The organism is Phenylobacterium parvum, assembly GCF_003150835.1.
In the GTDB taxonomy this organism is placed as follows: domain Bacteria; phylum Pseudomonadota; class Alphaproteobacteria; order Caulobacterales; family Caulobacteraceae; genus Phenylobacterium; species Phenylobacterium parvum.
Genome location: NZ_CP029479.1, coordinates 2,680,643 through 2,706,301, shown reverse-complemented (window position 1 = coordinate 2,706,301; position 25,659 = coordinate 2,680,643). Strand labels below are relative to the sequence as shown.

Below are 25,659 nucleotides of genomic sequence, written 5' to 3'. Positions count from 1 at the left end.
GTAGTCAGTATATGGGAGAGGTCGCCAAATTTAAAAGTTGACGGCGCTTGATCTCGCGTTTAGACGATCTCTGAAGAATTTTGCTTCATTTGACCTGTGCTGGGCCGCCTGTTTTGGCGGCCCGCTTCCATCGACCGGGACGCCTTATCCGTGGCGGCTGCCTCCTGGAAATGGAAGTCCCGTTGCCTTCCGCAAGAGCGGACCCATCACGGTTCACACTTGTTCGGAGGGGTGCGATGCCCAACGACACCATTTCGCAAAGCAGTATCAATCCGTCCGGACTTCGCGCACCCAGTCTGCGCCAATCGCCGGGCGAACCGAGAGCCAGACCTGGCGCCCAGGATCTGACCCGGCCCGAACCTCAAGAGCGGGCTCCCAAGCCTCCCCTCAGCAGGTTCAGTCTTCGGGGCATGGCGGACGAACTTGAGGCGAGAGCCGCAGAGACCAGGCCTCTGCTCGGAAAGTTCGTCATGCAGGGGCAATCCACGATGATCTACGCAGCGCCCAACACCGGAAAGACGCTGGTCGTGCTGAAGCTGTGCCTCGATGCGATCGACGCCGGCCATATAGATCCCAGCAAGCTCTATTTCGTGAACGCTGACGACAGCAGCCAGGGGCTCGCCGACAAGCTGCGACTGATGGATGACGCCGGCGCAAACATGCTTGCGCCCGGCTTCAAGGGATTCAGGAGCGATCAGCTCGCAGCGATTATGACCGAGATGATTGACGAGGGGCTGGCCTCGGGCACCTGCATCGTTCTCGATACGATGAAGAAGTTCACCGATCTGATGGACAAGAAGCGGAGCAGCGAGTTCGCTCAGGTTTGCCGCCAGTATGTAATGGCGTCCGGCACCATCGTCGCCCTCGGCCACACCGCGAAGAACCCCAATGCCGATGGTTCTCCGCGGTACCAGGGCACAACAGACATCCTGGAAGACTTCGACGCCGTCTATGTGGGTCAGCCGATCACGTCCAAACGCCGCCCCGACGTGAGGGGCGCCAGCTTCAGCAAGAAGAAGTGCAGAGCCGACAGCCCCGAGACCGTGGCCTACGCCTACACGGCCAAATCGGGCGTCAGCTACCCAGAGAAGCTGGCGTCAGTGCTCCCCATCGATCCCGATGACCTGGACGACTACGCCACCGAAAGCGACGAGGTCAGCGATCCTCCCGTAATGAACGCCATAGTCCGGCGTCTCCAGGCGGGTAGCACGGACGGCAAGATGGCTTTGGCGAAGGCCGTCGCAAAGGAGTGCGGCGTATCCCATCGCGCGGCTATCGAGGTTCTGGAGCGCTACACCGGCGACAAGCCCTTCACACACCTTTGGAACTTCCAAAAGGGCCCTAGGGGCGTCCGGGTCTATCGGCTCATCGACCAACGGAAGCCAGGCGACTAGGGCCGCCAGCCTCGCAGTTTTTCAGTTTCTCAGGCTCCAGGCGGCGCCCGTCGACGGCGGCCAAGGGCGCACCGCGCGAGACTGAAACCCTGAAAAACTGCCCCGGCCATCCCTCTGCCAGAGCGTAGCCCGCTGGGCGTTCTTCGCGCCTCCGTGGCCACACCTAATCCCGCACCCACTGGGGCGTCTCTCCGACAGCCTCCGGAGCCGTCTGGCTCTCTCAAATTTCACCCTTGGCCGCCGCGCCCCGCCGCGCCCCGCCGCGGCTCCCCGGCGCTCACGCGTCGATCCTCAACACACAAGGAGACCATACATGCCTAAGGCAAAACTAGATTACGCGTTTGCAGCCACCGCCGAGTGCGAACCCGGCAAGGCAAAGACCGACTGGTACGACGAAGCCATCACGGGATTCGTTCTGGAGTGTCGCGCCAGCGGCGGCCGGACCTACTATCTGCGCTATCAAGACCAAGGCGGACGCCAGAAGCAGTTCAAGATCGGCCGCTACCAGGACATCCGGTTCGCCGACGCAAAGAAGAGGGCTCTGCAGCTCCGGTCGGAAGTGGTCATGGGGGGAGACCCCGGCGCCACAAAGGCCCTGGTGAAATCGATCCCGCTCTACAGCGAGTTGGCGGCCATGCACCTCGCAGACGCCAAGCTTCACCAACGGTCCTACGCCGATACTGAAATGTACGTCCGCCGCCACATCCTTCCCAAATGGGGCAGGACGCGGCTGACGGACATCAACAGCCGTTCGGTGGCTCAATGGCTCAGCGACAAGCAAGCCTCAGGGCTGGCGCCGGCCACGGTTGAGAAGATCAGGGTCATTTTCGGGCGCTCGTTTGTGTTGGGCTCCCGATGGGACGTGCCGGGCTGCGACCGGAACCCAACGCGGGGCTTACCCAGGAAGCCGCTGAACAATGCCCGTGAGCGGTTCCTCACCGCAGAAGAGGCCGCACGGCTTCGGCTGGCAGTGGCGGAGTCCCAGAACACTCAGCTTCGCCATATCGTGGGATTACTTCTGTTGACGGGCGCTCGGGTGCGGGAGCTGCTCGATGCCAGATGGGAGCACGTCGATGTCGAACGCCGCGCCTGGTTCATTCCGACGAGTAAGACCGGCAAGCCCCGCTACGTGCCTCTATCCAGCGCCGCCCTGGAGATCTTGGAGACCCTGCCGCGGTTTAAGGGTTGCCCCTGGTTGCTCCCGAACCCGGAAACCTTGAAGCCCTTCGTGTCCATCAGGCACGGATGGCTAAGGGCCATACGCGTAGCGAGACTGCCGGGGCTGCGGATCCACGATCTGAGGCACTCTGCGGCGTCGTTCATGGTCAACAGCGGCGTCGATCTCTTCGCGGTCGGTAAGGTGCTGGGCCACGCGAGTTACCAGTCGACCCAACGGTACTCCCACCTCGCCAACGACACCCTGCTCCGGGCTGTCGAGGCCGGTGCTGCGAAGCAAGCCCTCTGACCCTCTTCCCCGCCTGTGCGCTGGCTTCGGCTGGCTCGCAGGCGGGGATCTCAGAACAGATTTTCAAAAGGTATTCGTGATGACGAAGGTTCAATCGTCGCCGATTGGCGGCAAGCGCATCGAGGAGTGGGACAGGTTGTGGGAGCCCGTCCCTGAAGGCCTGACGCGCTATCATCCCGAACTTCGGCACAAGGTCGGCCTCTACCGGGTCTTCCTTGGAAACAAGATCAGCGCCCTAGGCACGGGTGTGGGAAGGAATGGCGGGCTTGCGAAGCGGCTATCCGATTTTCGGCGGCCAAGCTCGAGCGGTCGGCGCCATTACGCTGGCCGGCTTATCCGTGAGCATCTCGACGAGCTTCGGGTTGAAGTCCTGATCACCGGCTTTGACGCTCATGCGCGGGAGGTGGCCATGCAGGTTAAGCCCCTCATGATCCGGAGGCACCGGCCGGCCTGGACAGTTCCCAACTCCCCGTTCGTGCGGACGCGTTGAGGAGCCGGCGCGCGGGCAGCTTGTAGCGGCGCCGAAGAACCCTCAACCACCCAGACTATAATTTAGCTCTCCTTGATTTGATTGATTTTTTCTTCTTTGGAATATTATTATTTGGATCGCTATCAGATTTCATTTTCTGCGCCAGAAGGCCTCGTTTCCGGGCAGCCTCCATGATCTTGTTTTTATTTATCGACATCAAAGCTTCCTTTTTGAGCCGTTCCGATTGGAATAGCGTTCGAAGCGATTGGATTTCGCGCTTTAAGGATTCTGATTCAGACGCTCTCAAATGATTGATACGAGCAACTTCGATCGATAAATCGGCGCACTTCATTTCTAAATTTTCAATATTCTTCTTCAAAAAGGAATTCTCTGAAACTAATGAGAGAATATGCGATTCCTTTTGACTATCAGACTCACCGATTAAATCGATGAGTTTCTCAATTTTTTCAACTATATGTCTTCCGCTATCAATCATTTTGGCAAGTTTCGGGGAATTATCGATTTCATTAGACGAGATCGATTGTACAAAAGATGAGAAATCTCGGCTGTATGCCTCGATATCCTCCCTCATCGAAACCCATCCCATCGCGAAGAACACTCCTCAAAAAGCTCGCCGATCCATGAGCCTGATGCCGAAATCCCAGGCGTGTACCTGATCAATGAATCCGATTATTTGGCATGGACGCCGGGTTTGATAGCCTCAGATTGGTGTTTCGGGAGGTCTAACGGAAGCGATCCGGGAGACTAGGGCTCGTCCCAAGACCAACCCGCTGATCTTATTCCCGGGGGCTGAATTCGTCATCAGTCTGACCACCCCGATCCTGTATCTGCCTTCGCCTATGACGCTGTTGCGCGTGACCGGTTCAAGCCGGAGAGTTAACCTGCGCCTTTCTCCCAAGAGGGTAACGGCGACGTTGTCGAGATGGGAAATGGCGCTTGTGTCATCCCAATGGGGTAGACAATTTGACCCGATCTCTTGAGCGCCAGAGTAGGAGGTCTTTCTCACTTGATCTCGAACGGGAGCGACTCAGATGCGGATCGGTGAACTCGATCGACCAGTCACTGCGTCAAAGGCCGACTGGCTGCAGGCCACCGACTGGATTGGCTTTACCCCTACGTCTTCCGGTCCCAGTGCTGCTGCGCAGTGCCAGAGCACAATCAACGGTCAGGCCCGCGATGGCTATGTCCTCGAGTACATTACGGAGACATTCAGCAAGCCAAACGCCGGGTTCCAGCGCGACCCGGTGTTCCTGAAAGATTTAGAGCACCATCAGGAGGTGGCGGGCAGGCTTGCTGGCGTGCACCGGCTCATCCCCACGCCGCTTCCCCTGGCCAAGGTCATTGGCGAGGAGGCCTACAGCCGACTTCAGGACATGTGGGCGCAGGGTGATAAACGGCACCGTTGGTCGGTCGCCTTTCCCATCGTCCGTAGCTACTCGATCCCGTCGAAACCGCGCGCCAGGGACCTCTTCGGTGAGGTCAGCTATCGCCGTCTCTTTGCGCACGCCTCTGCAACGCTTCGTCCCCTGAATGATGAAGAGCGTGCGGCAATCGCCCATCTCGAAATCCAGGAGCGGCCTGCGGCGAACGAGTGGATCTTGCACCATCACGAATTCGAGAGTGCCGAGGCGAGTGACGTCGACCCTGTGCTTCTCAGAAATCTCAGCACCGACCTGAGCGACGAGGCGCTCGAGGGTTGGGACGAGAAGGCCAAAACGAAGCTAAGGCGCCGAGCTGCGTGGCTGGCGAACAGCTTCGTGATCAGCCGCCGAAGGGAGGGGGCGCTTCGTTGCGATCAGTGCAGTTTTGATCCGGTTCCCCTGATCGCTGGGAGGAAAATCCCCGCCCGATCTCTCTTGGACGTCCACCACAAAACTCCCCTTTCCCTAGGAAAAAGGGTGACGCGGATGGAGGATTTCGCACTTCTCTGTCCGACTTGCCATCGGCTCGAGCACAGGATGATGCGCCTCGGTGAGAGCCTGTTCGACTCATGACGTCTAGAGGTATGCAGCGGGTCGTTTTTTCCGCGCTTCCCGAACCAAAGCGCTTAAACTCGGAGACAGCGAATCCGCCCGTATTGGCCAGTCTGGGAAGAGGGTGGGTTATTGGAGTCGCCTGCCCAAGGACGAAACTAAGTCTATGAAAAATATCAATTCTAAGAGTTATTCAGTCTCTTTCGTAATGCGTAGGTCAGGTGTTCGAGTCACCTAGGCGGCACCATTTCCCCCGGTCCAGCGCCGTAGAGGTCCAGGCATGAACCCCCCGGCCATCCGGATCCGGCCCGAAGTCGAGGCAGATCCTCCCGCCATCTTCGATCTCACCCGGCGGGCCTTTGCGCCCATGCCCTTCGCGGCCGGCGACGAGCAGGTGCTGATCGGTGTCCTGCGCGACCTGGGCGCCCTCAGCCTCTCGCTCGTCGCGGAGCACCGGGGCGAGGTCGTCGGGCACGTGGCCCTCTCTCCGGTCACCCACGAAAGCGGGGAGGCGGGTTGGTTTGGGCTCGGCCCGATTTCCGTCGAACCCGCGCTGCAGAGGCAGGGTGTCGGCGGCGCCCTCATCGCCGAGGCCAAGCGGTGGCTCTCGGACCAGGACGCGCGAGGCTGCATCCTTACGGGGGACCCCAACTACTATCCCCGGCACGGGTTCCTTCCGGCCCCCGGTCACGCGCCGGAGGCCGAGCCGCCGGAGTACTTCATGGTCCTGTCCCTGTCGGGCGGCATTCCGGACGGCCGGTTCCGCTTCCACCCGGCCTTCTACGCCTGAGCGCCCCCCGGTTCACATCCGCGCCGCAAGGGGCTAAGGCCTTTTCGCCGTCCCCGCTGGGCGGCGTCTGTCGCGGGAGGGCGCCATGAGCCGCCGGGTCCATGTGCTGAACGGTCCGAACCTGAACCTGCTGGGCCAGCGGGAGCCGCATCTCTATGGCTCGCGCACCCTGGCCGACGTGGAGGCGCTGTGTCAGGCCGCCGCGGCGCGCCATGGCTTCGACCTCGAGTTCCGGCAGACCAACCGCGAATACGAGATGATCGACTGGATCCAGGCCGCCCGGAAGGACGCGGGCCTGGTGATCAATCCGGCAGGCTTCAGCCACTTCTCGGCCCCGGTGCTGGACGCCCTGAAAATGTGCGAAGGCCCGGTGGTGGAAGTGCACATCTCCAACATCCACAAGCGCACAGTGGAGGCGGACTGGCGCGGTCACTCCATCATGAGCGCGGGGGTGACCGGGGTCATCGCTGGCCTCGGGGTGCAGGGCTATGTCCTGGCCCTCGACTACCTCGCCCTGGCGCTGGCCGGAGAGGCCTGAGCCCCTCGCCCTCCGGGCGCCGCGGGGGAAGTCTTGCGCCCGCCCCTGCGGGCCTTTCATATGATGGTCACGAATGAGACCGCGGCCGGGACGGCTGCGCGGGAGGGACGTCATGGGCCAGGAAGGCGGAGCGCGGGAGATCGGCGACTACGACCTGATCGTCGTGGGCGGCGGGGTCGGCGGCGGGGCCCTGTCCACGGTCATGGCGCGCGCCGGGCGCAAGGTGCTGCTGCTTGAGCAGACCGAGACCTATGTCGACCGGGTGCGCGGCGAGTGGATCGCCCCCTGGGGGGTGGTCGAGACCCGCACCCTCGGCCTCTATGACACCCTCATGGCGGCGGGCGGCCACCACCTCCGCCGCCACATCACCTATGACGAGACCCTGTCCCCGAGGGCGGCCGAGGCGGCGCCCCTGCCCCTCGACATCTTCGCTCCCGGCGTGCCGGGCCCTCTGTGCCTCCGCCACCCCATCCACTGCCAGGCCCTGTTCGACGCGGCCCTGGCGGCTGGGGCCGACGCCCGGCGGGGCGTGGCCGTGACGGAGATCCGCACCGGTTCGGACCCCTGCGTCACCTTCGAGGCGGGCGGCGAGGTGCTCATGGCCCGGGCCCCCCTGGTGGTGGGCGCGGATGGTCGGACCTCCGCCGTGCGTGAGGCGGCGGGCATCGTCCTTCACCAGGACGCGCCCCACCACTGGTTCGCCGGCCTGCTGGTCGAGGGGGTCGAGGGCTGGCCCGAGGACACCCAGGCCATCGGCACGGAAGGAGACTTCGGCTTCCTGGCCTTCCCGCAGGGTGAAGGCAGGGTGCGCGTCTATGGCGGGTTCGCCCTGGACCAGGCCCGGCGGTTCCAGGGTCCGGATGGCGCCCGCCGCTTCCTGGACGCCTTCGCTGTCGCCTGCAGCCCGGGGAACGCCCGCCTGGTGGCCGGGCGGCCCGCCGGCCCCGTCGGCGCCTTCATCAACGCGGATTCCTGGACCGACAAGCCCTTCGCCATGGGCGCGGTGCTGGTGGGTGATGCGGCGGGGTGGAATGACCCGATCATCGGCCTGGGCATGTCGATCACCTACCGGGACGTCCGGATCGTCTCTGACCTCCTGAAGTCCGTCCCGGCCGGCCGGGTCCCGGACTTTTCGTCCTACGCCGCCGAGCGCGCCGAACGCATGCGGCGCCTGAGGTTCACCGCCCGGATCCAGGCGGCCCTGGACATGGAGTTCGGGCCCGAGGCTGCGGCGCGGCGGAAGGACCTGCACGACCGGGCCCTGGCCGATCCGGGGCTCAAGGCCCACGCCTTCGCCGTCATGGCGGGTCCGGAGACCGTACCGGCGGAACTCTTCACCGAGGCCCATCGGGCCCGGGTCCTCGGACTTGCGGAGGCCGCCGAATGAGCGGGATCGACATCGCCGCCTACAACGCCGACTGGCTTAAGGCCTGGACGGACAAGGACGTGGACCGGCTCTGCAGCTTCTACGCCGCCGACTGCAGCTACCAGGACCCGCAGACGGCGGCGGGGCTTAAGGGCAATGACGCCCTGCGCGCCTATCTGACGGGTCTGTTCGCGGCCACGCCGCCCATGACCTACACGCCGGACGCGGTCTGGCCGATTCCCGGGGGCTTCTGCGGCCGCTGGTACTGCGACATCGGCGAGGGCGGCGCCCTGGGCCGGATCCGCGGCTTCGACATGGTCCTGCTCGACGGCGACCGCATCACCCACAACGAAGTCTACGTGCACCAGCTTCCATGACCCGACCTGACATCCGCGAACCCGGCGACATCGACGCCGCCTGGCTGAACTCCGTCCTCGCCGCCGGCGGGGTTGACGCCGGGGTCCGAAGCTTCACGGCGAAGGCCGTGGGGACAGGCCAGATCGGCGACAGCGTCCGCTTCACCCTCGACTACGCCCGGCGCGGCGAGGGCGCCCCGGACTCCCTGGTGGGCAAGTTCCCCTCGGCCGGGGCGGAGAGCCGCGCCACCGGCGTGGCCCTGGGCAACTACCTGCGCGAGGTCCGGTTCTACCAGCACCTTGCGCCAAAGGCCCTGGTGCATACGCCCCGCTGCTGGTTCACCGACGTCGACGAGGCGACCCATAACTTCGTCCTGATGATGGAGGACCTGGCCCCCGCCGGGCAGGGCGACCAGCTGCGCGGGGTGACCCTGGAGCAGGCCCGCCTGGTCACCGTGCAGGCTGGCCTGCTGCACGCCTCACACTGGGGCGACGATGGGCTGGACGACCTGCCCTGGGTGTCGGGGTCGAAGGCCGGCCCCAGCAGCCCGGTGGGCGATGATGCCGTGGCCATGCTCTGGGCGGGCTTCAAGGACCGCTACGCCGGACGCCTGAAGCCGGAATGGACCGAGGTCGGGGACTGGGTCTCGACCCGCTATTCCTGGCTGGGCCAGAGGCATGACGGGCCGCGCTGCCTGACCCACAATGACTTCCGCCCCGACAACATGATGTTCGGCACGCCGGAGGGCGGATACCCCGTCACCGTCCTGGACTGGCAGTCCTTCGCCTACGGGGCGGGGCCCACGGACCTGGCCTATTTCCTGGCGGGCGCCCTTCCGGGGGAGGTCCGCCGGGCCCATGAGGACGAGCTCCTGAAGCTCTACCACGACACTCTCACCGCCCACGGCGTCAGCGGCTACGCCATGGCCGACCTGCGCCGTCACTATGGCCAGGGCGCCTACCTGTTGTTCCTGACCGCCTTCTTCGCCGCCATGGTCGTGACTCGCACGGCCCGGGGCGACGACATGTTCATCCAGATGCTGGGCAGCGCCGCCGATCACATGATCGAGCACGGCGCCATGAGGGACTGACCCCCGCCCCCGAACCCCGGAGTTCCCGAATTGAGCGATCTCGTCACCGTCCGCGACGAAGGCCACGTCCGCTACATCACCCTCAACCGGCCCGAGAAGAAGAACGCCATCTCCCTGGAGCTCGCCTGGGGCGTGATCGAGGCCGTGCGCGAGGCCGCCGCCGACGACAACGTCTGGGTGGTGGGCCTGACCGGCACGGGCGACGCCTTCTGCGCGGGCCTGGACCTGACGCCCGGCGCCAAGCCCTACACGCCCCTGAGCCCCCAGGCCGCCCAGCTGGACGACATCGGCTGGGTCGGCCAGTTCGTCCTGACCCTCCGCAAGATCTGCGACAAGCCGGTGGTCGGCGGGATCAACGGTGTGGCCGTGGGGGCGGGACTGGGCCTGGCCATGGCCTGCGACGTCCGCCTCGTGGCCCATTCGGCGCGGCTGATGGCGGGCTACACCCGGATCGGCGGCTCGCCGGACGCGGGCCTCACCATCACCCTGCCCCAGGCCATGGGCTACGAGCGCGCCATGCGCTTCATGATGGAGAACCGCACGGTGACCGGCGAGGAGGCCGTTGCCTGGGGCCTGGCCGGCGAGGCGGTGGCGGACGCCGACTTCCAGGAGCGCTTCCAGGCCTATTGCCAGAGCCTCTGCGCCTGGTCGCCCATCACCCTGCGCCTGCTGAAGCGGGGCATGGTCAAGTCCTACGAGACCCCCGATCCCGAGGTGCAGCTGCGCTACGAGGTCTCGAACATCCGCATCGCCTTCGCCAGCGAGGACGCCAAGGAGGCCCGCCAGGCCTTCTTCGAGAAGCGCCCGCCGGTCTTCAAGGGCCGCTAGGACCTACCTGGAGCCCTTGCGCCCGCTGGACAGGGCGGCGACGGGGTCGGCGTCCGCCGGCAGGCCGGACTTCGACGCGGCCAGGACAAGGGCGCCCTTCTGCAGGCGGTAGGCGTCGGCGGAGAGGTAGCCGCCCGACCCCGCGGAGCGGACGACGACGATGATCTCGTTCTTCCCGTCGCGGTTGAGGTCGGCGAACTTCAGGGCCTCCAGGGCGCCGTCCCGGGCGCGCACGGCGCCGGCGAGGAAGGCGTCGAAGGGATAGGACGGGTCCCCGGACTTGTAGAGGCGAAGGGCGTAGCTGCCCGTGCTGCGGGGTTCGCCCTCGCCCTCGTCGGCGACGACGTTGACCGCCAGGCCCTCATCGGAGCCGTTCAGGACGATCCGGTTCACATCGGCGGCGAAGGCGGGGGCGGCTGTCGCGAGGAGGGCGGCGGCCAGGGTCACTCGGAGCATCTGGGTATCCTTGCTTGAAGTCAGCCGGCGCGGTCTGCGGCGCCGTAGGTGAGGGCCATGAAGACATCCTCGAGGCTGGGGTCCTCGGTGGTCACGTCGCGCACGGAGAGGCCGGCGGCGCGGACGGCGGCCAGCACCTGCTCGACGCTGGATTCGCCCGTGCGGTAGGTCACGGCGAAGGCGCCGCCCGGGCGCAGGCGGGTCTCGAAGCCGGCGAGGGACGGGGCGGCTTCCACCGGCGTCTCGGGGGTCACCACCACGGCGCGGGTGTCGATCCGGCCCAGGAGATCGCCGGTGGCCTCGCAGGCCACCACCTCGCCCCGGTTGATGATTGCGATCTGGTCGCAGAGCTCCTGCGCCTCTTCCAGGTAGTGGGTGGTCAGGACGATGGTCACGCCCTTCTGGTTGAGCTCGACCACATAGCGCCAGAGCTGGCGGCGCAGCTCCACGTCCACGCCGGCGGTGGGCTCGTCGAGGATCAGGACGGGCGGATTGTGGGTCATGGCCTTGGCGACCATCAGGCGCCGCTTCATGCCGCCGGAGAGCTGCCGCACATAGGCCTCGGCCTTGTCGGCCAGGCCGAGGGCGGTCAGCAGCTCCATGGAGCGGCGCTCCTTGGGGGGTACGCCGTACATGCCGGCCTGGACCTCGAGGGATTCCCGGGGCGTGAAGAAGGGGTCGGCGGCGATCTCCTGGGGCACCACGCCGATGGCGGCCCGGGCGTCCCGCGGGCGCTCATCGATGTCCCGGCCCCAGATCTTGACCGTGCCGGAGGTCTTGCGCACCAGGCCGGCCAGGATGTTGATGAAGGTCGACTTACCGGCGCCGTTGGGGCCGAGCAGGCCGAAGACCGACCCGCGCGGCACCAGGAGGTCTATCCCCTTCAGGGCCTGCATCTGCGGCGTCGTCTTGGTCGCGGCGTAGGTCTTGACCACGTTCCGGGCCTCGATGGCGTAGTCGGGCAGGCTCATGGCGACCTCCAGGGCTCCGGCGCATTGACGACGAAAGCCGGGCTCGCATACCTAGAGCCTGCCCGGGCCGCCGCCAAGCGCTCCCGGCGAGGGAGATCCCCAATGGCCCGCAAGTCCGACACCCCCGCCCCCGCCGCCCCGGGTCCCGAACCGGAAGTCGTCCGTGTCCACGCCCACAGGGTGGCCTGCGACGGCGTCGGCGGCGCCCTGGGCCATCCGCGGGTCTACCTCGACCTCGGGGTCGACGGGACGGTGGACTGCCCCTACTGCGACCGCCGCTTCGTCCTCGACGGCGGGCATGGCGACGACGCGCCCGGTGTCTACGAGGTCTCCGGCGGCCACTGACCCGCCAACCGAGGATCGACCGCCCGGCCGGCCCACTCTAGGATGGCGTGCATGAGCGACGCCCCCCTCCGCCTCTACCTCGTTGACGGCTCCGGCTTCATCTTCCGGGCCTTCCACGCCCTGCCGCCCCTGACCCGCAAGTCCGACGGCCTGCCGATCGGGGCGGTCTCCGGCTTCTGCAACATGCTGTGGAAGCTGCTGGTGGACATGAAGGCCCAGCCGGACTCGCCGACCCACCTGGCGGTGGTCTTCGACCATTCCGAGAAGACCTTCCGGAACAAGATCTACCCCGAATACAAGGCGCACCGGCCGCCGGCCCCCGAGGACCTGGTCCCCCAGTTCCCCCTGGTGCGCGAGGCGACCCGGGCCTTCGGCGTCCACGCCCTGGAGCAGCCGGGCTTCGAAGCTGACGACCTGATCGCCGCCTATGCCCGCCAGGTCCGCGAGGCGGGCGGGCAGGTGACGATCATCTCCTCGGACAAGGACCTGATGCAGCTGGTGGGCGACCGGGTCACCATGCTCGACACCATGAAGAACGTCCGCATCGGGCCGGACCAGGTGGTCGAGAAGTTCGGCGTCCTTCCCGACAAGGTCGTGGAGGTCCAGGCCCTGTGCGGCGATCCGGTGGACAATGTCCCTGGCGCCCCCGGCATCGGGGTGAAGACCGCCGCCCTGCTGATCAACGAGTACGGCGACCTGGAGACCCTGCTCGCCCGGGCCGGCGAGATCCGCCAGGACAAGCGCCGGCAGATCCTGCTGGAGTTCGCCGACCAGATCCGCCTGTCCCGCCAGCTCGTCCAGCTGGACGACCAGGCGCCCCTGCCCTCGGCCCTCGAGGAACTGGCGGTGGCCGATCCCGACCCGGACGCCCTCGCCGCCTTCCTCCAGGAGATGGAGCTCAACACCCTGGGCCGGCGTGTGGCCGGGGCGCACCTGGCGGCCAAGGCCCAGGCGCCCGCCGACCAGACCGCCGCCGCCGAGCCTGTGGACGTCGCCGCCTACGCCTGCGTCCGGGACCTGCCGACCCTGGACGTCTGGATCGCCCGGGCCCAGGCGGCCGGGGTGATCGCCTTCGACACCGAGACCGACGCCCTGGGCTCGGCCACGGCGGGGCTGGTGGGGGTCTCCCTCGCCGTCGGGCCCGGCGAGGCCTGCTACATCCCGCTGGCGCATGAGCCCGAGCCGGGCCTGGCCCTCGACGCCCCCGGCGACCTGACCCAGATCCCCCTGGCGACGGCCATCGACCGCCTCCGGCCCCTGCTGGAGGACCCCTCGATCCTCAAGGTCGCGCAGAACGCCAAGTACGACCTGGGGGTCCTGTCCCGCTACGGGGTTCAGGTGTCGCCGGTCGAGGACACCATGCTGATCAGCTACGTCCTGGAGGGCGGCCTGCACGGGCACGGCATGGACGAGTTGTCCCGCCTGCACCTGGGGCACAGCCCCATCCCCTTCAAGCAGGTGGCCGGAACCGGCAAGGCCCAGAAGAGCTTCCGCCACGTGGCCCTGGAGCCGGCGACCGCCTATGCCGCCGAGGACGCCGACGTGACCCTGCGGCTCTACCGGGTCCTGCGTCCGCGTCTTCGCAAGGAGGGCCTGCTGACCGTCTATGAGACCCTTGAGCGCCCCATGCCGCCGGTTCTGGCGGCCATGGAGAACGCCGGGGTCCGCGTTGATCCCGAACGCCTGCGCCGGCTGTCCAACGACTTCTCCGTGCGCATGGGCGAGCTGGAGGCCGAGGCCCACCGCCTGGCCGGTCATCCCTTCAACCTCGGCAGCCCCAAGCAGGTGGGCGAGGTCCTGTACGGCCAGATGGGCCTCCAGTCGCGCCGCACCACCGCCACGGGCGCCCAGGGCACGGACGCCTCGGTGCTTGAGGAGCTGGCCGCCGAGGGCCACGCCCTGCCGAGGGTGCTGCTCGACTGGCGCCAGCTGTCCAAGCTGAAGGGCACCTACACCGACGCCCTGGCGGCGGCCATCGCACCGGCGACCGGGCGGGTGCATACCTCCTACGCCCTGGCCTCCACCACCACGGGCCGGCTCTCTTCAACGGATCCCAACCTGCAGAACATCCCTGTCCGGACCGAGGAGGGGCGCAAGATCCGGCAGGCCTTCGTCGCCGAGCCGGGCAATGTCCTGATCAGTGCGGACTACAGCCAGATCGAGCTGAGGCTGCTGGCCCACGTGGGCGACATCCCCCAGCTGAAGGACGCCTTCGCCAGGGGCCTGGACATCCACGCCATGACCGCCTCGGAGGTCTTCGGGGTTCCCATCGAGGGCATGCCCGCCGAGATCCGCCGGCGGGCCAAGGCCATCAACTTCGGCATCGTCTACGGCATCTCCGCCTTCGGCCTGGCCGCCCAGCTCTCCATCCCGAGGGAAGAGGCCGGAGACTATATCCGCACCTATTTCGAGCGCTTCCCCGGGATCCGGGCCTACATGGACCAGGCCAAGGAGACGGCGCGGCGGCAGGGTTATGTGACCACCCTCTTCGGGCGTCGCGTGCACATCCCCGCCGTCCAGGCCCGCAGCCAGGCCGAGCGCGCCTTTGGCGACCGGGCGGCGATCAACGCCCCCCTCCAGGGCGCCTCGGCGGACATCATCCGCCGGGCCATGATCCGCATGCCGGGCGAACTCGCCGCGGCCGGCCTCAAGACCCGCATGCTGCTTCAGGTGCACGACGAACTTATCTTCGAGGCGCCGGAAGCGGAGGCCGCCACAGCCTCGGAGGTCATCCGCCGGGTGATGGCGGCGGCGCCCCTGCCGGCCGTGGCCCTCAGCGTGCCGCTGGTGGTCGACGTGCGCGCCGCCGCCAACTGGGACGACGCGCACTGACCGGCGGGCGGGATCAGCCCTTAGGGGCCTGGTAGACCGACTTTCCGGTCTTCACCGTCTCCACGACCTTGATGTCGCGGATGGCGTTCGGCTCCACCTTCAGCGGATTGCGGTCGAGGATGACCAGGTCCGCCGTCTTACCCACCTCCAGGGAACCCTTCGAGGCCTCGTCGAAATAGGTGTAGGCGCCATTGACGGTCAGGGCCTGCAGGGCCTGGTAGGGCGTCACCCGCTCGTCCGGCCCGAGGACCTTTCCAGCCCGGGTCACCCGGTTGACCGCCGTCCACACCAGGAACATCGGGTCCAGGGGGGTAACGATCGAGTCGGTGTGGTTCGTCGCCTTGACCCCCGACTTGAGGGCGCTGGCCAGGGGACTGATGTAGGCCGCCCGCTCCGGCCCGAGATTGGCCAGGTGGACGTCGCCCCAGTAGTAGACATGGTTGGTGAAGAAGCTGGGCAGCAGGCCCAGGGCCTTGTAGCTGGCCATCTGGTCCGGACGCATGATCTGTGAGTGGATGATCACCGTCCGGCGGTTGGGATCGACCTTGCCGAGGGTCTTCTCGGCGTTGCGGTGAGCCGCGATCATCATGTCGACCGAGGCGTCGCCGTTGCAGTGCGAGTAGATCTGCACACCGTCCTTGTAGGCCAGGACGAAGAGGCGGTTCAGTTCATCCTGGGGGATGTTGGGGAACCCCCGGCAGTCCGCCTTGCAGCCGGGAACCGGCGTCATGTAGGGCTTGGTCAGGTAGGCGGTCTTGCCCTGGGGCGAGCCGTCGGTGGCCAGCTTGATCCCGGTCCATTTCAGCCCGTTCTTCCTCTGGCCCCAGGTGATCTTGCCCGTCCCCACCAGCTGGTCGGCGATGAGGTAGGCGGGCAGGGCCTCGACGTCGATCTTCAGGAGCCCCTTGTCCGCCGCCGCCTGGAGCAGGGGCATCTTGTCGGGCATGACGAGGCCTTCTGACGCGGTGGTGTATCCGTTGGCGGCGTAGTGATCGACCGCGCGCCGGATGAGTTCGAAGCTCTGGTCCTGGGGCCGGGGCGCCTGCACCTGCGGGATGAAGGGGTGCATGGCGGTTTCCTGGAACAGCCCCTCGGGCTCCCGGCTCCCCGGCTTGCGGATAATGGCGCCGCCCTCCGGATCTGGGGTGGCGGCGGTGACCCCCGCCGTCTTCATGGCCTGGGAATTGGCCACCAGCATGTGCCCGGAGGCGTGCATGAGGATGACCGGGTTGTCCGGGAAAGCGGCGTCCAGCTCAGCTGCGGTCGGATGGCGCTTCTCGGCCAGGAAGTCAGGATCGTAACCCTGTCCCACCAGCAGGACGCCCGGCCCCGCCTTCATGGACTCCTTCAGGCGCTTCACCTCGGCGAGGATGTCCGGGATGGACTTCACGCCGCCGACGGGCGGCGGGTTGAGGTTCGCCTGAACCAGGCTGTCGGCGTAGGTCAGGAGGTGGCTGTGCGTATCGATGAAGCCCGGAAGCAGGGTCTGGCCCTTCAGGTCGACCTTGCGCGCGCCCGGTCCCGCGGCCTTGACCGCGTCGGCCCGGGATCCCGCAGCGACGACCTTGCCATCGCGGACCGCCAGGGCCTCCACATAGGTCGGGGTTTCCCCGGCCAGGGTCAGGATGTCGCCGCCGGTGTAGACCGTCGCCGTCTTGTCCGCCGCCTGGGGCGCGCAGCCGGCCAGCAGTCCCGCCGCCGCCACGCCGGCCGCCCATGTCCAAAGCTGCATCTGAACCTCCCTCGAGACTGTTTCCGGGCAAATGACCTGTCACTCGCCGAAAAGACAAGCCTTCACTTGCCTCCGCTGGTTTGACAGCCGGGCGTCACCGGACCATCACGTTGACCCTTCACATTGCACGCCCCGTCACGCTTCGCAGAGACTCTGAATGCGCGCTCGTCCGCCCTCCGCCGCTCGCCGGTCCGTCGTTGCGGCGGCCTCCCTCCTCGCCCTGCTTCCAGCGACGCTGGCCCCGGTGGCCCGCGCCCACGAGACCGGCGCCCCCCATGGGGGACATGACGATGGCCGGGCCTGGCAGGCCGGGGACCACCACGTCCATTCCCAGTTCAGCGTTGACTGGAAGCCGGGGTCCGACCTCTCCAAGGCGCCCGAGCCCGTGGTTGGCGGCGACTCGAACAACACCATCCCCACCAACGCCCGCATGGCCCAGAAATACGGCCTGTCCTGGATGGCCGCCACGGACCACGGGGGCCCGAACCATTCACGGGTCAGCCGGGACATGACCTATCCGGAGGTGCTGAAGGCCCGCCGGGAGGTTCCCGGCCTCGTCCTGTTCTTCGGCCTCGAGCTGAACACTCCTGGCGCAGACCATTCCAGCATCATCGTCCCGGCCTCGCCCCAGGAGCGGGATGACCTGACCGACCTGGAGCGCAGGTTCGACAAGTTCGAGGCCTGGCCCGCCGACCCGGCCCGGGACCAGGAAAGCCGGATGGTCGAGGCCCTGACCTACATGAAGGCCCTGCCGCGCCCGCCGGTGGTGATCGCCCACCACCCCTCGCGGTCGGCCAAGGGCCTTGGCCAGTATGGCCAGACCGCCCCGGCCGAACTGCGCGACTGGAACGATGCGGCCCCCCAGGTCTCGGTCGGCATGGAAGGCGCGCCGGGTCACCAGGCCGGGGGCCTCAAACCCGATGGGTCGCCGCGCACCGACGAGAAGCGGGGCGCCTATCGCCAGCATCCCACCTACGGCGGCTTCGACCAGATGACCGCCCGGGTCGGCGGGTTCTGGGACTCCATGCTCGGCGAGGGACGCCGGTGGTGGATCACCGCGACTTCGGACTCGCACCGGCACTATACCGATGGCGGGATCGACTTCTGGCCGGGCGAATACGCCAAGACCTACGTCCTGGCCCGCAAGGCGCCGGACGACATTCTCGACGGCCTGCGCAATGGCCGGGTCTTCGTGGCTACCGGGGACCTGGTCTCCTCGGTGGACCTGGAGGTCCGCCCCGTCGCCCGGGGAGCCACGGCCGCCGGCATCGGCGGCGAGGTGACGGTCTCACGCGGCCAGGACGTGCGTGTCACCCTTCGCGTCCGCGACCCCGCCGGCCAGAACTTCGGCGGCCGGTCGCCCGAGGTGAAGCGGATCGACCTGATCCGAGGCGACCTCACTGGCCCGGCCCCCAGTCGGTCGGCGGACGAGAACCCCACCACCCGGGTCGAGCGCCGCTTCACCGCCGCCGACTGGGTCCGGGAGGGCGAGTTCATCACCCTCACGACCACCCTGCGGAACGTCCAGGCCTCCGGCTACATCCGCCTGCGCGGAACCGGGACCGACGAGGCCGAGCCGGCGATGGACGTCCCGGGCGAGAACCCCTGGGACGACCTCTGGTTCTACGCCAACCCGGTCTTCATCAAGGTCCGCTGATGGGCGGCGGCGCGGCGGCCATTCCCGACAGCCTGGCGGCCTGCCGCCGCCTGGACCAGGCCGACCCCCTCGCCGCCCTGTCCCGGCGCTTTCGCCTGCCGGCGGGGGGCGTCTACCTGGATGGCAACTCCCTCGGCCCCCTCCCGCGGGGCGCCGAGGCGGCGGTCCGCCGCGCCACCGCCCAGGAGTGGGGGCGGTCCCTGGTGGGGGGATGGAATGCGGACGACTGGATCGGCCTCCCGGCCCGCACGGCGGCGCGTATCGCGCCCCTGATCGGCGCCGCACCCGACGAGGTCGCCTGCGCCGACTCCGTCTCGGTCAACCTCTTCAAGCTGGCGGCGGGCGCCCTGGCCCTCCGGCCCGGGCGCAGGGTGATCCTCATGGCGGAGGACGAGTTCCCCACCGACGGCTATATGCTGCAGGGCCTGGCCCGCCTGCGGCAAGACATCTGTATACGGAGGGTTCCCGCCGACGGCCTGTCTGAGACCCTGTCGGCGGACGTCGCCCTGGTGGTCCTTAGCCATGCCCACTACCGCACCGGCGCCCTGGCGGACCTGCCGGGCCTGACCGCCCGGGCGGCAGGGGCGGGGGTCCTCACCCTCTGGGACCTCAGCCACACGGCGGGCCTCGCCCCCGTCGGCCTGGACGCCGCAGGCGCCGACATGGCCGTGGGCTGCGGCTACAAGTACCTCAACGGCGGCCCTGGCGCCCCGGCCTTCGCCTTCCTGGCCCGACGCCACCACGCCGCCTTCGAGAACCCACTTGCTGGCTGGATGGGTCACGCCCGACCCTTTGACTTCGCGCCGGACTACATCCCGGCCGCCGGCGCCGCCCGGCTGATGGCGGGGACCCCGCCCGTCCTGTCGCTGACCGCCCTCCACGCCGCCCTGGAACTCTTCGAGGGCCTGGATCCGGAGGGCCTCCTGGAGCGCTCGCGGCGCCTCTCGGACCTCTTCCTGGCCCGCGCCGCCCCGACCCTCGAGGCCCACGGCTTCCGGTGCGTCTCACCGGCCCGGCGGGAGGCGCGGGGCGGGCACCTGGCCTTCGCCCACCCGCACGCCTATCCGGTGGTCCAGGCCCTGATCGCCGAGGGCGTGACGGGGGACTTCCGCGCGCCGGACCTTATGCGGCTGGGCTTCTCGCCCCTTTTCCTCGGCCGGGCGGATGTCTGGGCTGCGGCCGACCGCTTCGCCCGGGTCATGGAGACCGGCGCCTGGCGCGACCCGGCCTTCTCCGAGAAGCAGAGGGTCACATGAGCCCCGAAACCCGTGACGAGGCCGGCCGCCGGCTCTACGACATCTCCCAGCCCTTGCGGGCCGACCTGCCGGTCTGGCCCGGCGACACCCCCTTCGGCCTGGAGCGGACCTGGGTCCTGGAGGGGGACTGCCCGGTCAATGTCTCGCGCCTGACCCTGTCGACCCACTCGGGCGCCCACGCCGACGCGCCCCTGCACTTCGACCCCGCCGGAGCGGCCATAGATGCGGTGGACCTGGTTCCCTATCTCGGCCCGGCCCAGCTCCTGTCGGTGACGGAGGGGCCAGAGCGGATCGCCGCCGGGGAGGTCCTGCCGAGGCTGGAGCCGGGAACCCGCCGGGTGCTTCTCCGCACCTTCGACCCCTTCCCCCACGACGCCTGGCCGACCCACTTCCGCACCCCCGCACCGGACCTGGTGGAAGCCCTGGGCGTCGCCGGCGTCCGCCTGCTGGGGATCGACGGGCCCTCCCTCGACCCTCAGGACGCCAAGGACCTGGTCAGCCACCAGGCCCTGGGCCGCTGGCGCATGGCGGTGCTGGAGGGGCTGGTCCTCGACGGGGTCCCGGACGGTCGATACGAGCTGATCGCCCCGCCCCTGCGCCTTTCCGGCGCCGACGCCTCGCCCGTCCGGGCCCTGCTGCGCGACCTCTGACGGCCCCTCTCGCCCTGTGCGCCGGGCGTGCTAGTTTGCCCGTGAAGAGAATGCTTTTCGGGGAGTGACAATGAAGGGACCGGGGATCTTCCTCGCCCAGTTCGCTGGGGACGAGGCGCCGTTCAACACCCTGCCGGCTATTGGCCGCTGGGTGGCGGACATGGGGTACAAGGGGGTCCAGATCCCCACCTGGGACCGTCGCCTCTTCGACCTGAAGCTCGCCGCCGAGAGCGACGCCTACTGCGACGAGGTCAAGGGCATGCTGGCCGACCTCGGCCTCGAGGTCTCCGAGCTGTCGACCCACAGCCAGGGCCAGCTGGTGGCCGTCCATCCGGCCTATGACGAGATGTTCGACGGCGGGGTCCCCTCCGCCGTGCGCGGCAATCCCGCCGCCCGGCAGGCCTGGGCGGTGGACCAGGTCCTCATGGGCGCCAAGGCCTCGCGCCGGATGGGCCTGCCCGCCAGCGTCACCTTCTCGGGGTCACTGGCCTGGCCCTACTTCTATCCCTACCCGCAGCGGCCCGCGGGCCTGGTGGAGGAAGCCTTCGACGAACTGGCCCGGCGCTGGCGGCCCATCCTCGACGCCTACGAGGAGGCGGGGGTCGACCTCTGCTACGAGGTGCATCCCAGCGAGGACCTGTTCGACGGGGCGACGGTGGAGATGTTCTGGGACCGGGTGGATCACCATCCCCGGGCCTGCCTGCTCTATGACCCCAGCCACTTCATGCTGCAGCAGCTGGACTACCTGGAGTACATCGACCTCTACCACGAGCGGATCCGGATGTTCCACGTGAAGGACGCGGAGTTCCGGCCCACCGGGCGGCAGGGGGTCTATTCCGGCTACCAGCCCTGGAAGGAGCGCGCCGGCCGCTTCCGCTCCCTCGGCGACGGCCAGGTCGACTTCCGCGCCATCTTCTCCAAGTTGGCCCAGTACGGCTACGAGGGCTGGGCGGTGCTGGAGTGGGAGTGCGCCCTCAAGGCGCCCGAGGACGGGGCCCGCGAGGGCGCGCCCTTCATCCGCGACCACATCATCAACGTCACCGGCAAGAGCTTCGACGACTTCGTCGCCACCGGGGTCGACGCCGCCGCCAACCGCCGGATGCTTGGCCTTGACCGCTGAGCGCCGCCTTCGGCTCGGCATGGTCGGCGGCGGGGAGGGCGCCTTCATCGGCGCCGTCCACCGCATGGCCGCCCGGCTCGACGACCGCTGGACCCTGGTCGCCGGCGCCTTTTCCTCGGACCCGGAGCGGTCGCGGGCCTTCGGCCTGGGCCTGGGCCTGGACCCGGACCGAAGCTACGGCGACTTCGCCGAAATGGCCCGGGCCGAGGCCGCCCGTCCGGACGGGATCGACGCCGTCGCCATCGTCACCCCCAACGCCGCCCACTTCGCTCCCGCCCGGGCCTTCCTCGAGGCGGGGGTCGCGGTGATCTGCGACAAGCCCCTGACCACAGGGCCCGCGGAGGCGAAGGCCCTTTCCGACCTGGTCGCCCGCACCGGCTTGCCCTTCGTACTGACCCACAACTACAGCGGCTATCCCATGGTGCGGCACGCCCGGGACCTGGTGGCGCGCGGCGTGCTGGGGCCGATCCGGGTGGTCCAGGCCGAGTACGCCCAGGACTGGCTGGCCCGCGACCTGCCCGGCAACCGCCAGGCCGACTGGCGTGGCGATCCGGACAAGGCGGGCCCCGGCGGCGCCCTGGGGGACATCGCCACCCACGCCTTCCACCTGGCGGCCTTCGTGACCGGCGAGACGCCTTCGGCGGTCAGCGCCGAGACCTCCCGTTTCGTCGCTGGACGGCGGCTGGACGATGACGTCCAGGCGCGCCTTCGCTGGGCCGGCGGCGCGCGCGGCCAGCTCTGGGCCAGCCAGGTGGCCATCGGCGCCTCCAACGGCCTGCGCCTGAGGGTGATCGGCGCCGACGCCGCCCTGGACTGGTCCCAGGAAGAGCCCGACTACCTGCGCTTCGCCCGGCTCGGCGAGGCTCCGCAGGTCCTGCGCCGGGGCGGGCCGGGCCTGTCCCCCGCCGCCGAGGGCGCCACCCGCCTGCCCGCCGGCCACCCCGAGGGCTACCTCGAGGGTTTCGCCCAGATCTACGCCGACGCCGCCGACCTCCTCCTCGCCCATCGGGCGGGACAGGCGCCCCCCGACCGCCTGTCCGGCCTGCCCGGGGTGCGCGAGGGCGTCGAGGGCGTGGCCTTCATCACCGCCGCCGTCCGCAGCGCCGCTGCTGACGGGGCCTGGATTTCCCTTTCCGAGGAGGCCGCATGATCCGGCAGAGCTTCGCCTGGTGGTCCTTCGCCATGGCGCCTGACACCGACCCCAGGGCCCTCCTGGCCGGCGCTGCCGGCGCAGGGGCGAAAGGCGTGGAAATGCTGCCCGACGACCTCTGGCCCGTGGCCCAGGACCTTGGCCTGTCGGTGGTCACCCTCAGTGGTCACGCCCTGGAAGTCGGCTTCAATGATCCCGCCCGCCACGCCGCCCTGCGAGACGAAGTCCGCCAGCGGATCGATGACGCCGCCGCCGGCGGCTGCGAGGCGGTGATCGTCTTCTCGGGCTCGCGGATCGGCGACGGCGCCGACGCCCCGGCCATCGCCGCCTGCGTCGAGGGCCTGGGCCCGGTGGTGGAGCACGCTCGCGGGACCGGCGTGCGCCTCCTGCTGGAGCTGCTGAACAGCAAGGTCGACCATCCCGGCCACCAGTGCGACCGCACCGCCTTCGGGGCCGAGATCGTGCGTCAACTGGACGACCCGGGCCTGCGCCTCCTCTACGACGGCTATCACATGCAGCTGATGGAGGGCGACCTGAGCCGGACCATCGTCGACCACCTCGACCTGATCGGCCATGTCCACACGGCCGGCGCCCCGGGCCGCCGCGACCTGGACGACCGGCAGGAGATCAACTGGCCCGCCATCGCCGGCCTCCTGGCCCGCAAGGGCTACGGCCAGTGGGTGGGCCACGAGTTCGTGCCGCGGGGCGAGCCGGTCGCCGCCCTCGCCCAGGCCATCGCCCTGTTCAACGCCGGCGCCGAAGCGGGAGTACGGAATGTTTGACGCCATTGTCGTCGGTTCGGGGATCAGCGGCGGCTGGGTCGCCAAGGAGCTGTGCGAGCGGGGGCTGAAGGTCCTGATGCTCGAGCGCGGGCCGGAGGTCCGGCACGGCGAGGACTACAGCAACGACCTGGCCGCCAGCCTGAAGCGCAGCGAGGACCAGATCGCCCTGGAGGAGCGCGAGAAGCACTTCCCCTACTATGTCGGCGTCTCCTACGCCCTCTTCGAGTCCAACAAGAAGTTCTGGGCCAGCGACTACGACCACCCCTACGAGACCGCGCCGGGCAAGCCCTACCGCTGGATACGGGGCTACCAGCTGGGCGGCCGCTCCCTGACCTGGGGCCGCCAGTCCTACCGCTGGGCGCCTCAGGACTTCGAGTCCAACCTGAAGGACGGCCACGGGGTCGACTGGCCGATCCGGTATGACGACCTCGCTCCCTGGTATGACCACGTGGAGGCCTTCGCCGGCATCAGCGGCGACTATGACGGCCTGTGCCAGCTGCCCGACGGCGACTTCCTGCCGCCCTGGCCGATGAACGCCGTCGAGGAGGCGGTGAAGGCCAACATCGAGGCGGCCTTCCCCACCCGGAATCTGATCATGGGTCGGGTCGCCAACCTCAGCCGCACCACCAAGACCCACCAGGACCTGGGCCGCAAGCGCTGCGAGGGCAAGCTGCGCTGCGCCCACGGCTGCAACCTGGGCGGCTATTTCTCCACCCAGGCGGCCACCCTTCCGGCCGCCCAGGCTACAGGCAACCTGACCGTGGTCACCGACGCCGTCGTCGCCTCGGTGGAGTACGACGCCGGGCTCGGCCGCGTCACCGGCGTGCGGGTCATCGACCGCGTGACCAAGGCCGCCCGCACCTATTCGGCCCGGATGGTCTTCCTCAACGCCTCCAGCATCAACACTTCGGCCCTGCTCCTGAACTCGGTGTCGGACGCCTTCCCGAGGGGCCTAGCCAACGGCAGCGACCAGGTGGGGCGCAACCTCATGGACCATGTCAGCACCCGGCCCATCGTCGGCCGCTGGCCGGGCTTCCAGGACGAGCCGGACCCGGGCGAGCGCCCGACCGGCATCTATGTCCCGCGCTACGCCAACGTCACCGAAGACGACAAGCCCTACCTGCGCGGCTTCGGCATGCAGGGCGGGGCGGTGCGCACCCGCCGGTCCGAGGCCCCGGGCGGCATGCCCTGGTCCATGTCGCTCATGCCCTTCGGCGAGGTCCTGCCCAACCCGGACAACCGGGTCACCCTGTCGGCGACGCGCAAGGACGCCTGGGGCGTCCCCGTGCCGGTGATCGACGCCGCCCACGGCCGCAACGAGTACCTGATGATGCGTGAGGCCGCCCGCGACGCGCACCAGATGCTCAAGGCCGCCGGCTGTGTCGACCTCAACCGCTGGGAGGAGGCCGCCGAGCACATCACTCCGCCCGGCGACCGGATCCACGAGATGGGCACGGCGCGCATGGGCCGCGACCCGGCGACCTCGGTGGTCAACGGCTGGGGCCAGGCTCACCAGGTTCCCAACCTCTTCCTGTCCGACGGGGCGGTCATGGCCTCCAGCGCCTCGATGAACCCGTCCCTGACCTACATGGCCCTCTCGGCCCGGACGGCGAACCACGCCGCCGACCTCCTCCGCGACGGAGTCCTCGGATGACCGCCTACGGCCTGCAGCTCTACACCCTGCGCAAGCCCTTCGCCGCCGACCCCAAGGGGACCCTCAGCCGCATCCGCGAGATCGGTTACGACGCCGTGGAGTTCGCCGCCCCCCTGTCCATGGACTTCGCCGACCTGGGCGACCACCTGGCGGCCATCGGCCTGGACTGCCCCTCCGTCCACGCCGGGATCGACGACATGCGGGACCGGCCAGAGGCCGTCCTGGCCATGGCCCGCCACCTCGGCTGCCGCTGGATCGTCCTGCCCTTCGTCATGCCGGACCAGCGCGACTGGGACCGGGTGATCGCCGACCTGAACGCCTTCGCCCTGACGGCGACCGACGCCGGCTTCCGCGTCGCCTACCACCACCACGACTTCGAGTTCGCGCCGGACGCCGAAGGGACCCGCCCCTTCGACCGCCTGGTCGCCGGCCTCGACCCCGCCCGCGTCAGCTTCGAGCTCGACGTCTACTGGCTGAAGCGCGGCGGCGAGGACCCCCTGGCCATGATCCGCCAGCTGGCCGACCGCGTGCGCCTCCTGCACCTGAAGGACTACCGGGAAGACGGCGGCATGGACAATGTGGGCGCCGGGACCCTCGACTTCCCCGCCCTCCTGGCCGCCGGATCCGAGGTCGGCGTCGAGCACCGCTTTGTCGAGCACGACTTCCCGCCGGACCCCTACTGGCCCAGCGTGGAGGCGAGCTTGCGCTACCTCCGGGGACTGGGGTGAGCCTGGGGCCGGGCCCTGAGACGCCCCGCAGCCTT

24 protein-coding genes are annotated in these 25,659 nt (G+C 68.5%); 20 read left to right on the top strand and 4 right to left on the bottom strand.

What is annotated here, in order from left to right; genetic code table 11:
- The first annotated feature begins 410 nt into the window (after window positions 1-410).
- From HYN04_RS12675 to HYN04_RS13560, 3 genes are all read left to right on the top strand, one after another.
- Complete coding sequence (locus HYN04_RS12675; RefSeq protein WP_162599656.1) at window positions 411-1,394, top strand: AAA family ATPase; 984 nt, start codon at window positions 411-413, stop codon at window positions 1,392-1,394.
- Between the two features lie 313 nt (window positions 1,395-1,707).
- Window positions 1,708-2,859 carry a site-specific integrase gene (locus HYN04_RS12670; RefSeq protein WP_110451096.1) on the top strand — a complete coding sequence of 384 codons (1,152 nt, stop codon included), beginning with the start codon at window positions 1,708-1,710 and terminating at the stop codon, window positions 2,857-2,859.
- 76 nt (window positions 2,860-2,935) lie between these two features.
- Window positions 2,936-3,349 carry a hypothetical protein gene (locus tag HYN04_RS13560; protein ID WP_162599655.1) on the top strand — a complete coding sequence of 138 codons (414 nt, stop codon included), beginning with the start codon at window positions 2,936-2,938 and terminating at the stop codon, window positions 3,347-3,349.
- 55 nt (window positions 3,350-3,404) lie between these two features.
- Here HYN04_RS13560 and HYN04_RS13555 read toward each other — a convergent pair whose 3' ends face one another.
- Window positions 3,405-3,920 (bottom strand): hypothetical protein, encoded by a 516-nt coding sequence (locus HYN04_RS13555; protein WP_162599654.1) that lies wholly within the window; start codon window positions 3,918-3,920, stop codon window positions 3,405-3,407.
- A gap of 460 nt (window positions 3,921-4,380) precedes the next feature.
- Here HYN04_RS13555 and HYN04_RS12665 point away from each other — a divergent pair, with 460 nt between their 5' ends.
- The 7 genes from HYN04_RS12665 (at window position 4,381) to HYN04_RS12635 (ending at window position 10,291) form a co-directional block, all read left to right on the top strand.
- The gene (locus tag HYN04_RS12665; RefSeq protein ID WP_110451095.1) at window positions 4,381-5,343 is read left to right on the top strand and encodes an HNH endonuclease; all 963 of its coding nucleotides are present in this window, start codon (window positions 4,381-4,383) and stop codon (window positions 5,341-5,343) included.
- Window positions 5,344-5,602: 259 nt separating this feature from the next.
- The gene (locus tag HYN04_RS12660; protein ID WP_110451094.1) at window positions 5,603-6,112 is read left to right on the top strand and encodes a GNAT family N-acetyltransferase; all 510 of its coding nucleotides are present in this window, start codon (window positions 5,603-5,605) and stop codon (window positions 6,110-6,112) included.
- An 85-nt stretch (window positions 6,113-6,197) separates the two neighbouring features.
- The gene (locus HYN04_RS12655; RefSeq protein WP_110451093.1) at window positions 6,198-6,650 is read left to right on the top strand and encodes a type II 3-dehydroquinate dehydratase; all 453 of its coding nucleotides are present in this window, start codon (window positions 6,198-6,200) and stop codon (window positions 6,648-6,650) included.
- Between the two features lie 112 nt (window positions 6,651-6,762).
- Window positions 6,763-8,037 (top strand): FAD-dependent oxidoreductase, encoded by a 1,275-nt coding sequence (locus HYN04_RS12650; RefSeq protein ID WP_110451092.1) that lies wholly within the window; start codon window positions 6,763-6,765, stop codon window positions 8,035-8,037.
- Window positions 8,034-8,393, top strand: coding sequence for a nuclear transport factor 2 family protein (locus HYN04_RS12645; RefSeq protein WP_110451091.1), 360 nt, complete (start codon window positions 8,034-8,036; stop codon window positions 8,391-8,393). Before HYN04_RS12650 ends, HYN04_RS12645 begins: the two co-directional genes overlap by 4 nt.
- Complete coding sequence (locus tag HYN04_RS12640) at window positions 8,390-9,463, top strand: phosphotransferase (protein WP_110451090.1); 1,074 nt, start codon at window positions 8,390-8,392, stop codon at window positions 9,461-9,463. Before HYN04_RS12645 ends, HYN04_RS12640 begins: the two co-directional genes overlap by 4 nt.
- A gap of 30 nt (window positions 9,464-9,493) precedes the next feature.
- The gene (locus HYN04_RS12635) at window positions 9,494-10,291 is read left to right on the top strand and encodes an enoyl-CoA hydratase/isomerase family protein (RefSeq protein ID WP_110451089.1); all 798 of its coding nucleotides are present in this window, start codon (window positions 9,494-9,496) and stop codon (window positions 10,289-10,291) included.
- Window positions 10,292-10,294: 3 nt separating this feature from the next.
- Here HYN04_RS12635 and HYN04_RS12630 read toward each other — a convergent pair whose 3' ends face one another.
- Complete coding sequence (locus tag HYN04_RS12630) at window positions 10,295-10,747, bottom strand: PliI family lysozyme inhibitor of I-type lysozyme (RefSeq protein WP_110451088.1); 453 nt, start codon at window positions 10,745-10,747, stop codon at window positions 10,295-10,297.
- Between the two features lie 20 nt (window positions 10,748-10,767).
- Window positions 10,768-11,718 carry an ABC transporter ATP-binding protein gene (locus HYN04_RS12625; RefSeq protein ID WP_110451087.1) on the bottom strand — a complete coding sequence of 317 codons (951 nt, stop codon included), beginning with the start codon at window positions 11,716-11,718 and terminating at the stop codon, window positions 10,768-10,770.
- A gap of 102 nt (window positions 11,719-11,820) precedes the next feature.
- Between HYN04_RS12625 and HYN04_RS12620 the strand changes: the two genes are divergently transcribed.
- Both HYN04_RS12620 and polA read left to right on the top strand, forming a co-directional pair.
- Window positions 11,821-12,063, top strand: a complete 243-nt coding sequence (locus HYN04_RS12620) for a zinc-finger domain-containing protein (protein WP_110451086.1) — start codon at window positions 11,821-11,823, stop codon at window positions 12,061-12,063.
- 51 nt (window positions 12,064-12,114) lie between these two features.
- The gene (gene polA / locus HYN04_RS12615) at window positions 12,115-14,895 is read left to right on the top strand and encodes a DNA polymerase I (RefSeq protein WP_241962630.1); all 2,781 of its coding nucleotides are present in this window, start codon (window positions 12,115-12,117) and stop codon (window positions 14,893-14,895) included.
- A 13-nt stretch (window positions 14,896-14,908) separates the two neighbouring features.
- Here polA and HYN04_RS12610 read toward each other — a convergent pair whose 3' ends face one another.
- Window positions 14,909-16,627 (bottom strand): amidohydrolase, encoded by a 1,719-nt coding sequence (locus HYN04_RS12610; RefSeq protein ID WP_110451084.1) that lies wholly within the window; start codon window positions 16,625-16,627, stop codon window positions 14,909-14,911.
- 157 nt (window positions 16,628-16,784) lie between these two features.
- Between HYN04_RS12610 and HYN04_RS12605 the strand changes: the two genes are divergently transcribed.
- The 8 genes from HYN04_RS12605 (at window position 16,785) to HYN04_RS12570 (ending at window position 25,624) form a co-directional block, all read left to right on the top strand.
- On the top strand, window positions 16,785-18,284 hold the full coding sequence (locus tag HYN04_RS12605) for a PHP domain-containing protein (RefSeq protein WP_110451083.1): 1,500 nt from the start codon (window positions 16,785-16,787) through the stop codon (window positions 18,282-18,284).
- Entirely contained in the window at window positions 18,284-19,540 is a 1,257-nt protein-coding gene (locus HYN04_RS12600; protein WP_110451082.1) for a kynureninase, read from the top strand. Before HYN04_RS12605 ends, HYN04_RS12600 begins: the two co-directional genes overlap by 1 nt.
- Window positions 19,537-20,190, top strand: coding sequence for an arylformamidase (kynB, locus tag HYN04_RS12595; RefSeq protein ID WP_110451081.1), 654 nt, complete (start codon window positions 19,537-19,539; stop codon window positions 20,188-20,190). The genes HYN04_RS12600 and kynB overlap by 4 nt, the downstream gene beginning before the upstream one ends.
- A gap of 70 nt (window positions 20,191-20,260) precedes the next feature.
- The gene (locus tag HYN04_RS12590; RefSeq protein WP_110451080.1) at window positions 20,261-21,310 is read left to right on the top strand and encodes a sugar phosphate isomerase/epimerase family protein; all 1,050 of its coding nucleotides are present in this window, start codon (window positions 20,261-20,263) and stop codon (window positions 21,308-21,310) included.
- Window positions 21,300-22,460 (top strand): Gfo/Idh/MocA family protein, encoded by a 1,161-nt coding sequence (locus HYN04_RS12585; RefSeq protein ID WP_241962629.1) that lies wholly within the window; start codon window positions 21,300-21,302, stop codon window positions 22,458-22,460. Before HYN04_RS12590 ends, HYN04_RS12585 begins: the two co-directional genes overlap by 11 nt.
- Complete coding sequence (locus HYN04_RS12580; protein WP_110451079.1) at window positions 22,457-23,242, top strand: TIM barrel protein; 786 nt, start codon at window positions 22,457-22,459, stop codon at window positions 23,240-23,242. Before HYN04_RS12585 ends, HYN04_RS12580 begins: the two co-directional genes overlap by 4 nt.
- Complete coding sequence (locus HYN04_RS12575; RefSeq protein WP_110451078.1) at window positions 23,235-24,896, top strand: GMC oxidoreductase; 1,662 nt, start codon at window positions 23,235-23,237, stop codon at window positions 24,894-24,896. Before HYN04_RS12580 ends, HYN04_RS12575 begins: the two co-directional genes overlap by 8 nt.
- A complete protein-coding gene (locus HYN04_RS12570) occupies window positions 24,893-25,624 on the top strand; it encodes a sugar phosphate isomerase/epimerase family protein (RefSeq protein ID WP_110451077.1) in 732 nt (243 codons plus the stop codon). The genes HYN04_RS12575 and HYN04_RS12570 overlap by 4 nt, the downstream gene beginning before the upstream one ends.
- The last annotated feature ends 35 nt before the right edge of the window (window positions 25,625-25,659 follow it).

Excerpts from the sequence above, each read along its gene's own strand:
- HYN04_RS12675 (WP_162599656.1), top strand. The coding sequence starts at position 411 with ATGGCGGACGAACTTGAGGCGAGAGCCGCAGAGACCAGGCCTCTGCTC.
- HYN04_RS12670 (WP_110451096.1), top strand. The coding sequence starts at position 1,708 with ATGCCTAAGGCAAAACTAGATTACGCGTTTGCAGCCACCGCCGAGTGC.
- HYN04_RS13555 (WP_162599654.1), bottom strand. The coding sequence starts at position 3,920 with ATGAGGGAGGATATCGAGGCATACAGCCGAGATTTCTCATCTTTTGTA.
- HYN04_RS12665 (WP_110451095.1), top strand. The coding sequence starts at position 4,381 with ATGCGGATCGGTGAACTCGATCGACCAGTCACTGCGTCAAAGGCCGAC.
- HYN04_RS12660 (WP_110451094.1), top strand. The coding sequence starts at position 5,603 with ATGAACCCCCCGGCCATCCGGATCCGGCCCGAAGTCGAGGCAGATCCT.
- HYN04_RS12655 (WP_110451093.1), top strand. The coding sequence starts at position 6,198 with ATGAGCCGCCGGGTCCATGTGCTGAACGGTCCGAACCTGAACCTGCTG.
- HYN04_RS12650 (WP_110451092.1), top strand. The coding sequence starts at position 6,763 with ATGGGCCAGGAAGGCGGAGCGCGGGAGATCGGCGACTACGACCTGATC.
- HYN04_RS12645 (WP_110451091.1), top strand. The coding sequence starts at position 8,034 with ATGAGCGGGATCGACATCGCCGCCTACAACGCCGACTGGCTTAAGGCC.
- HYN04_RS12640 (WP_110451090.1), top strand. The coding sequence starts at position 8,390 with ATGACCCGACCTGACATCCGCGAACCCGGCGACATCGACGCCGCCTGG.
- HYN04_RS12630 (WP_110451088.1), bottom strand. The coding sequence starts at position 10,747 with ATGCTCCGAGTGACCCTGGCCGCCGCCCTCCTCGCGACAGCCGCCCCC.
- HYN04_RS12625 (WP_110451087.1), bottom strand. The coding sequence starts at position 11,718 with ATGAGCCTGCCCGACTACGCCATCGAGGCCCGGAACGTGGTCAAGACC.
- HYN04_RS12620 (WP_110451086.1), top strand. The coding sequence starts at position 11,821 with ATGGCCCGCAAGTCCGACACCCCCGCCCCCGCCGCCCCGGGTCCCGAA.
- polA (WP_241962630.1), top strand. The coding sequence starts at position 12,115 with ATGAGCGACGCCCCCCTCCGCCTCTACCTCGTTGACGGCTCCGGCTTC.
- HYN04_RS12610 (WP_110451084.1), bottom strand. The coding sequence starts at position 16,627 with ATGCAGCTTTGGACATGGGCGGCCGGCGTGGCGGCGGCGGGACTGCTG.
- HYN04_RS12605 (WP_110451083.1), top strand. The coding sequence starts at position 16,785 with ATGCGCGCTCGTCCGCCCTCCGCCGCTCGCCGGTCCGTCGTTGCGGCG.
- HYN04_RS12600 (WP_110451082.1), top strand. The coding sequence starts at position 18,284 with ATGGGCGGCGGCGCGGCGGCCATTCCCGACAGCCTGGCGGCCTGCCGC.
- kynB (WP_110451081.1), top strand. The coding sequence starts at position 19,537 with ATGAGCCCCGAAACCCGTGACGAGGCCGGCCGCCGGCTCTACGACATC.
- HYN04_RS12590 (WP_110451080.1), top strand. The coding sequence starts at position 20,261 with ATGAAGGGACCGGGGATCTTCCTCGCCCAGTTCGCTGGGGACGAGGCG.
- HYN04_RS12580 (WP_110451079.1), top strand. The coding sequence starts at position 22,457 with ATGATCCGGCAGAGCTTCGCCTGGTGGTCCTTCGCCATGGCGCCTGAC.
- HYN04_RS12575 (WP_110451078.1), top strand. The coding sequence starts at position 23,235 with ATGTTTGACGCCATTGTCGTCGGTTCGGGGATCAGCGGCGGCTGGGTC.
- HYN04_RS12570 (WP_110451077.1), top strand. The coding sequence starts at position 24,893 with ATGACCGCCTACGGCCTGCAGCTCTACACCCTGCGCAAGCCCTTCGCC.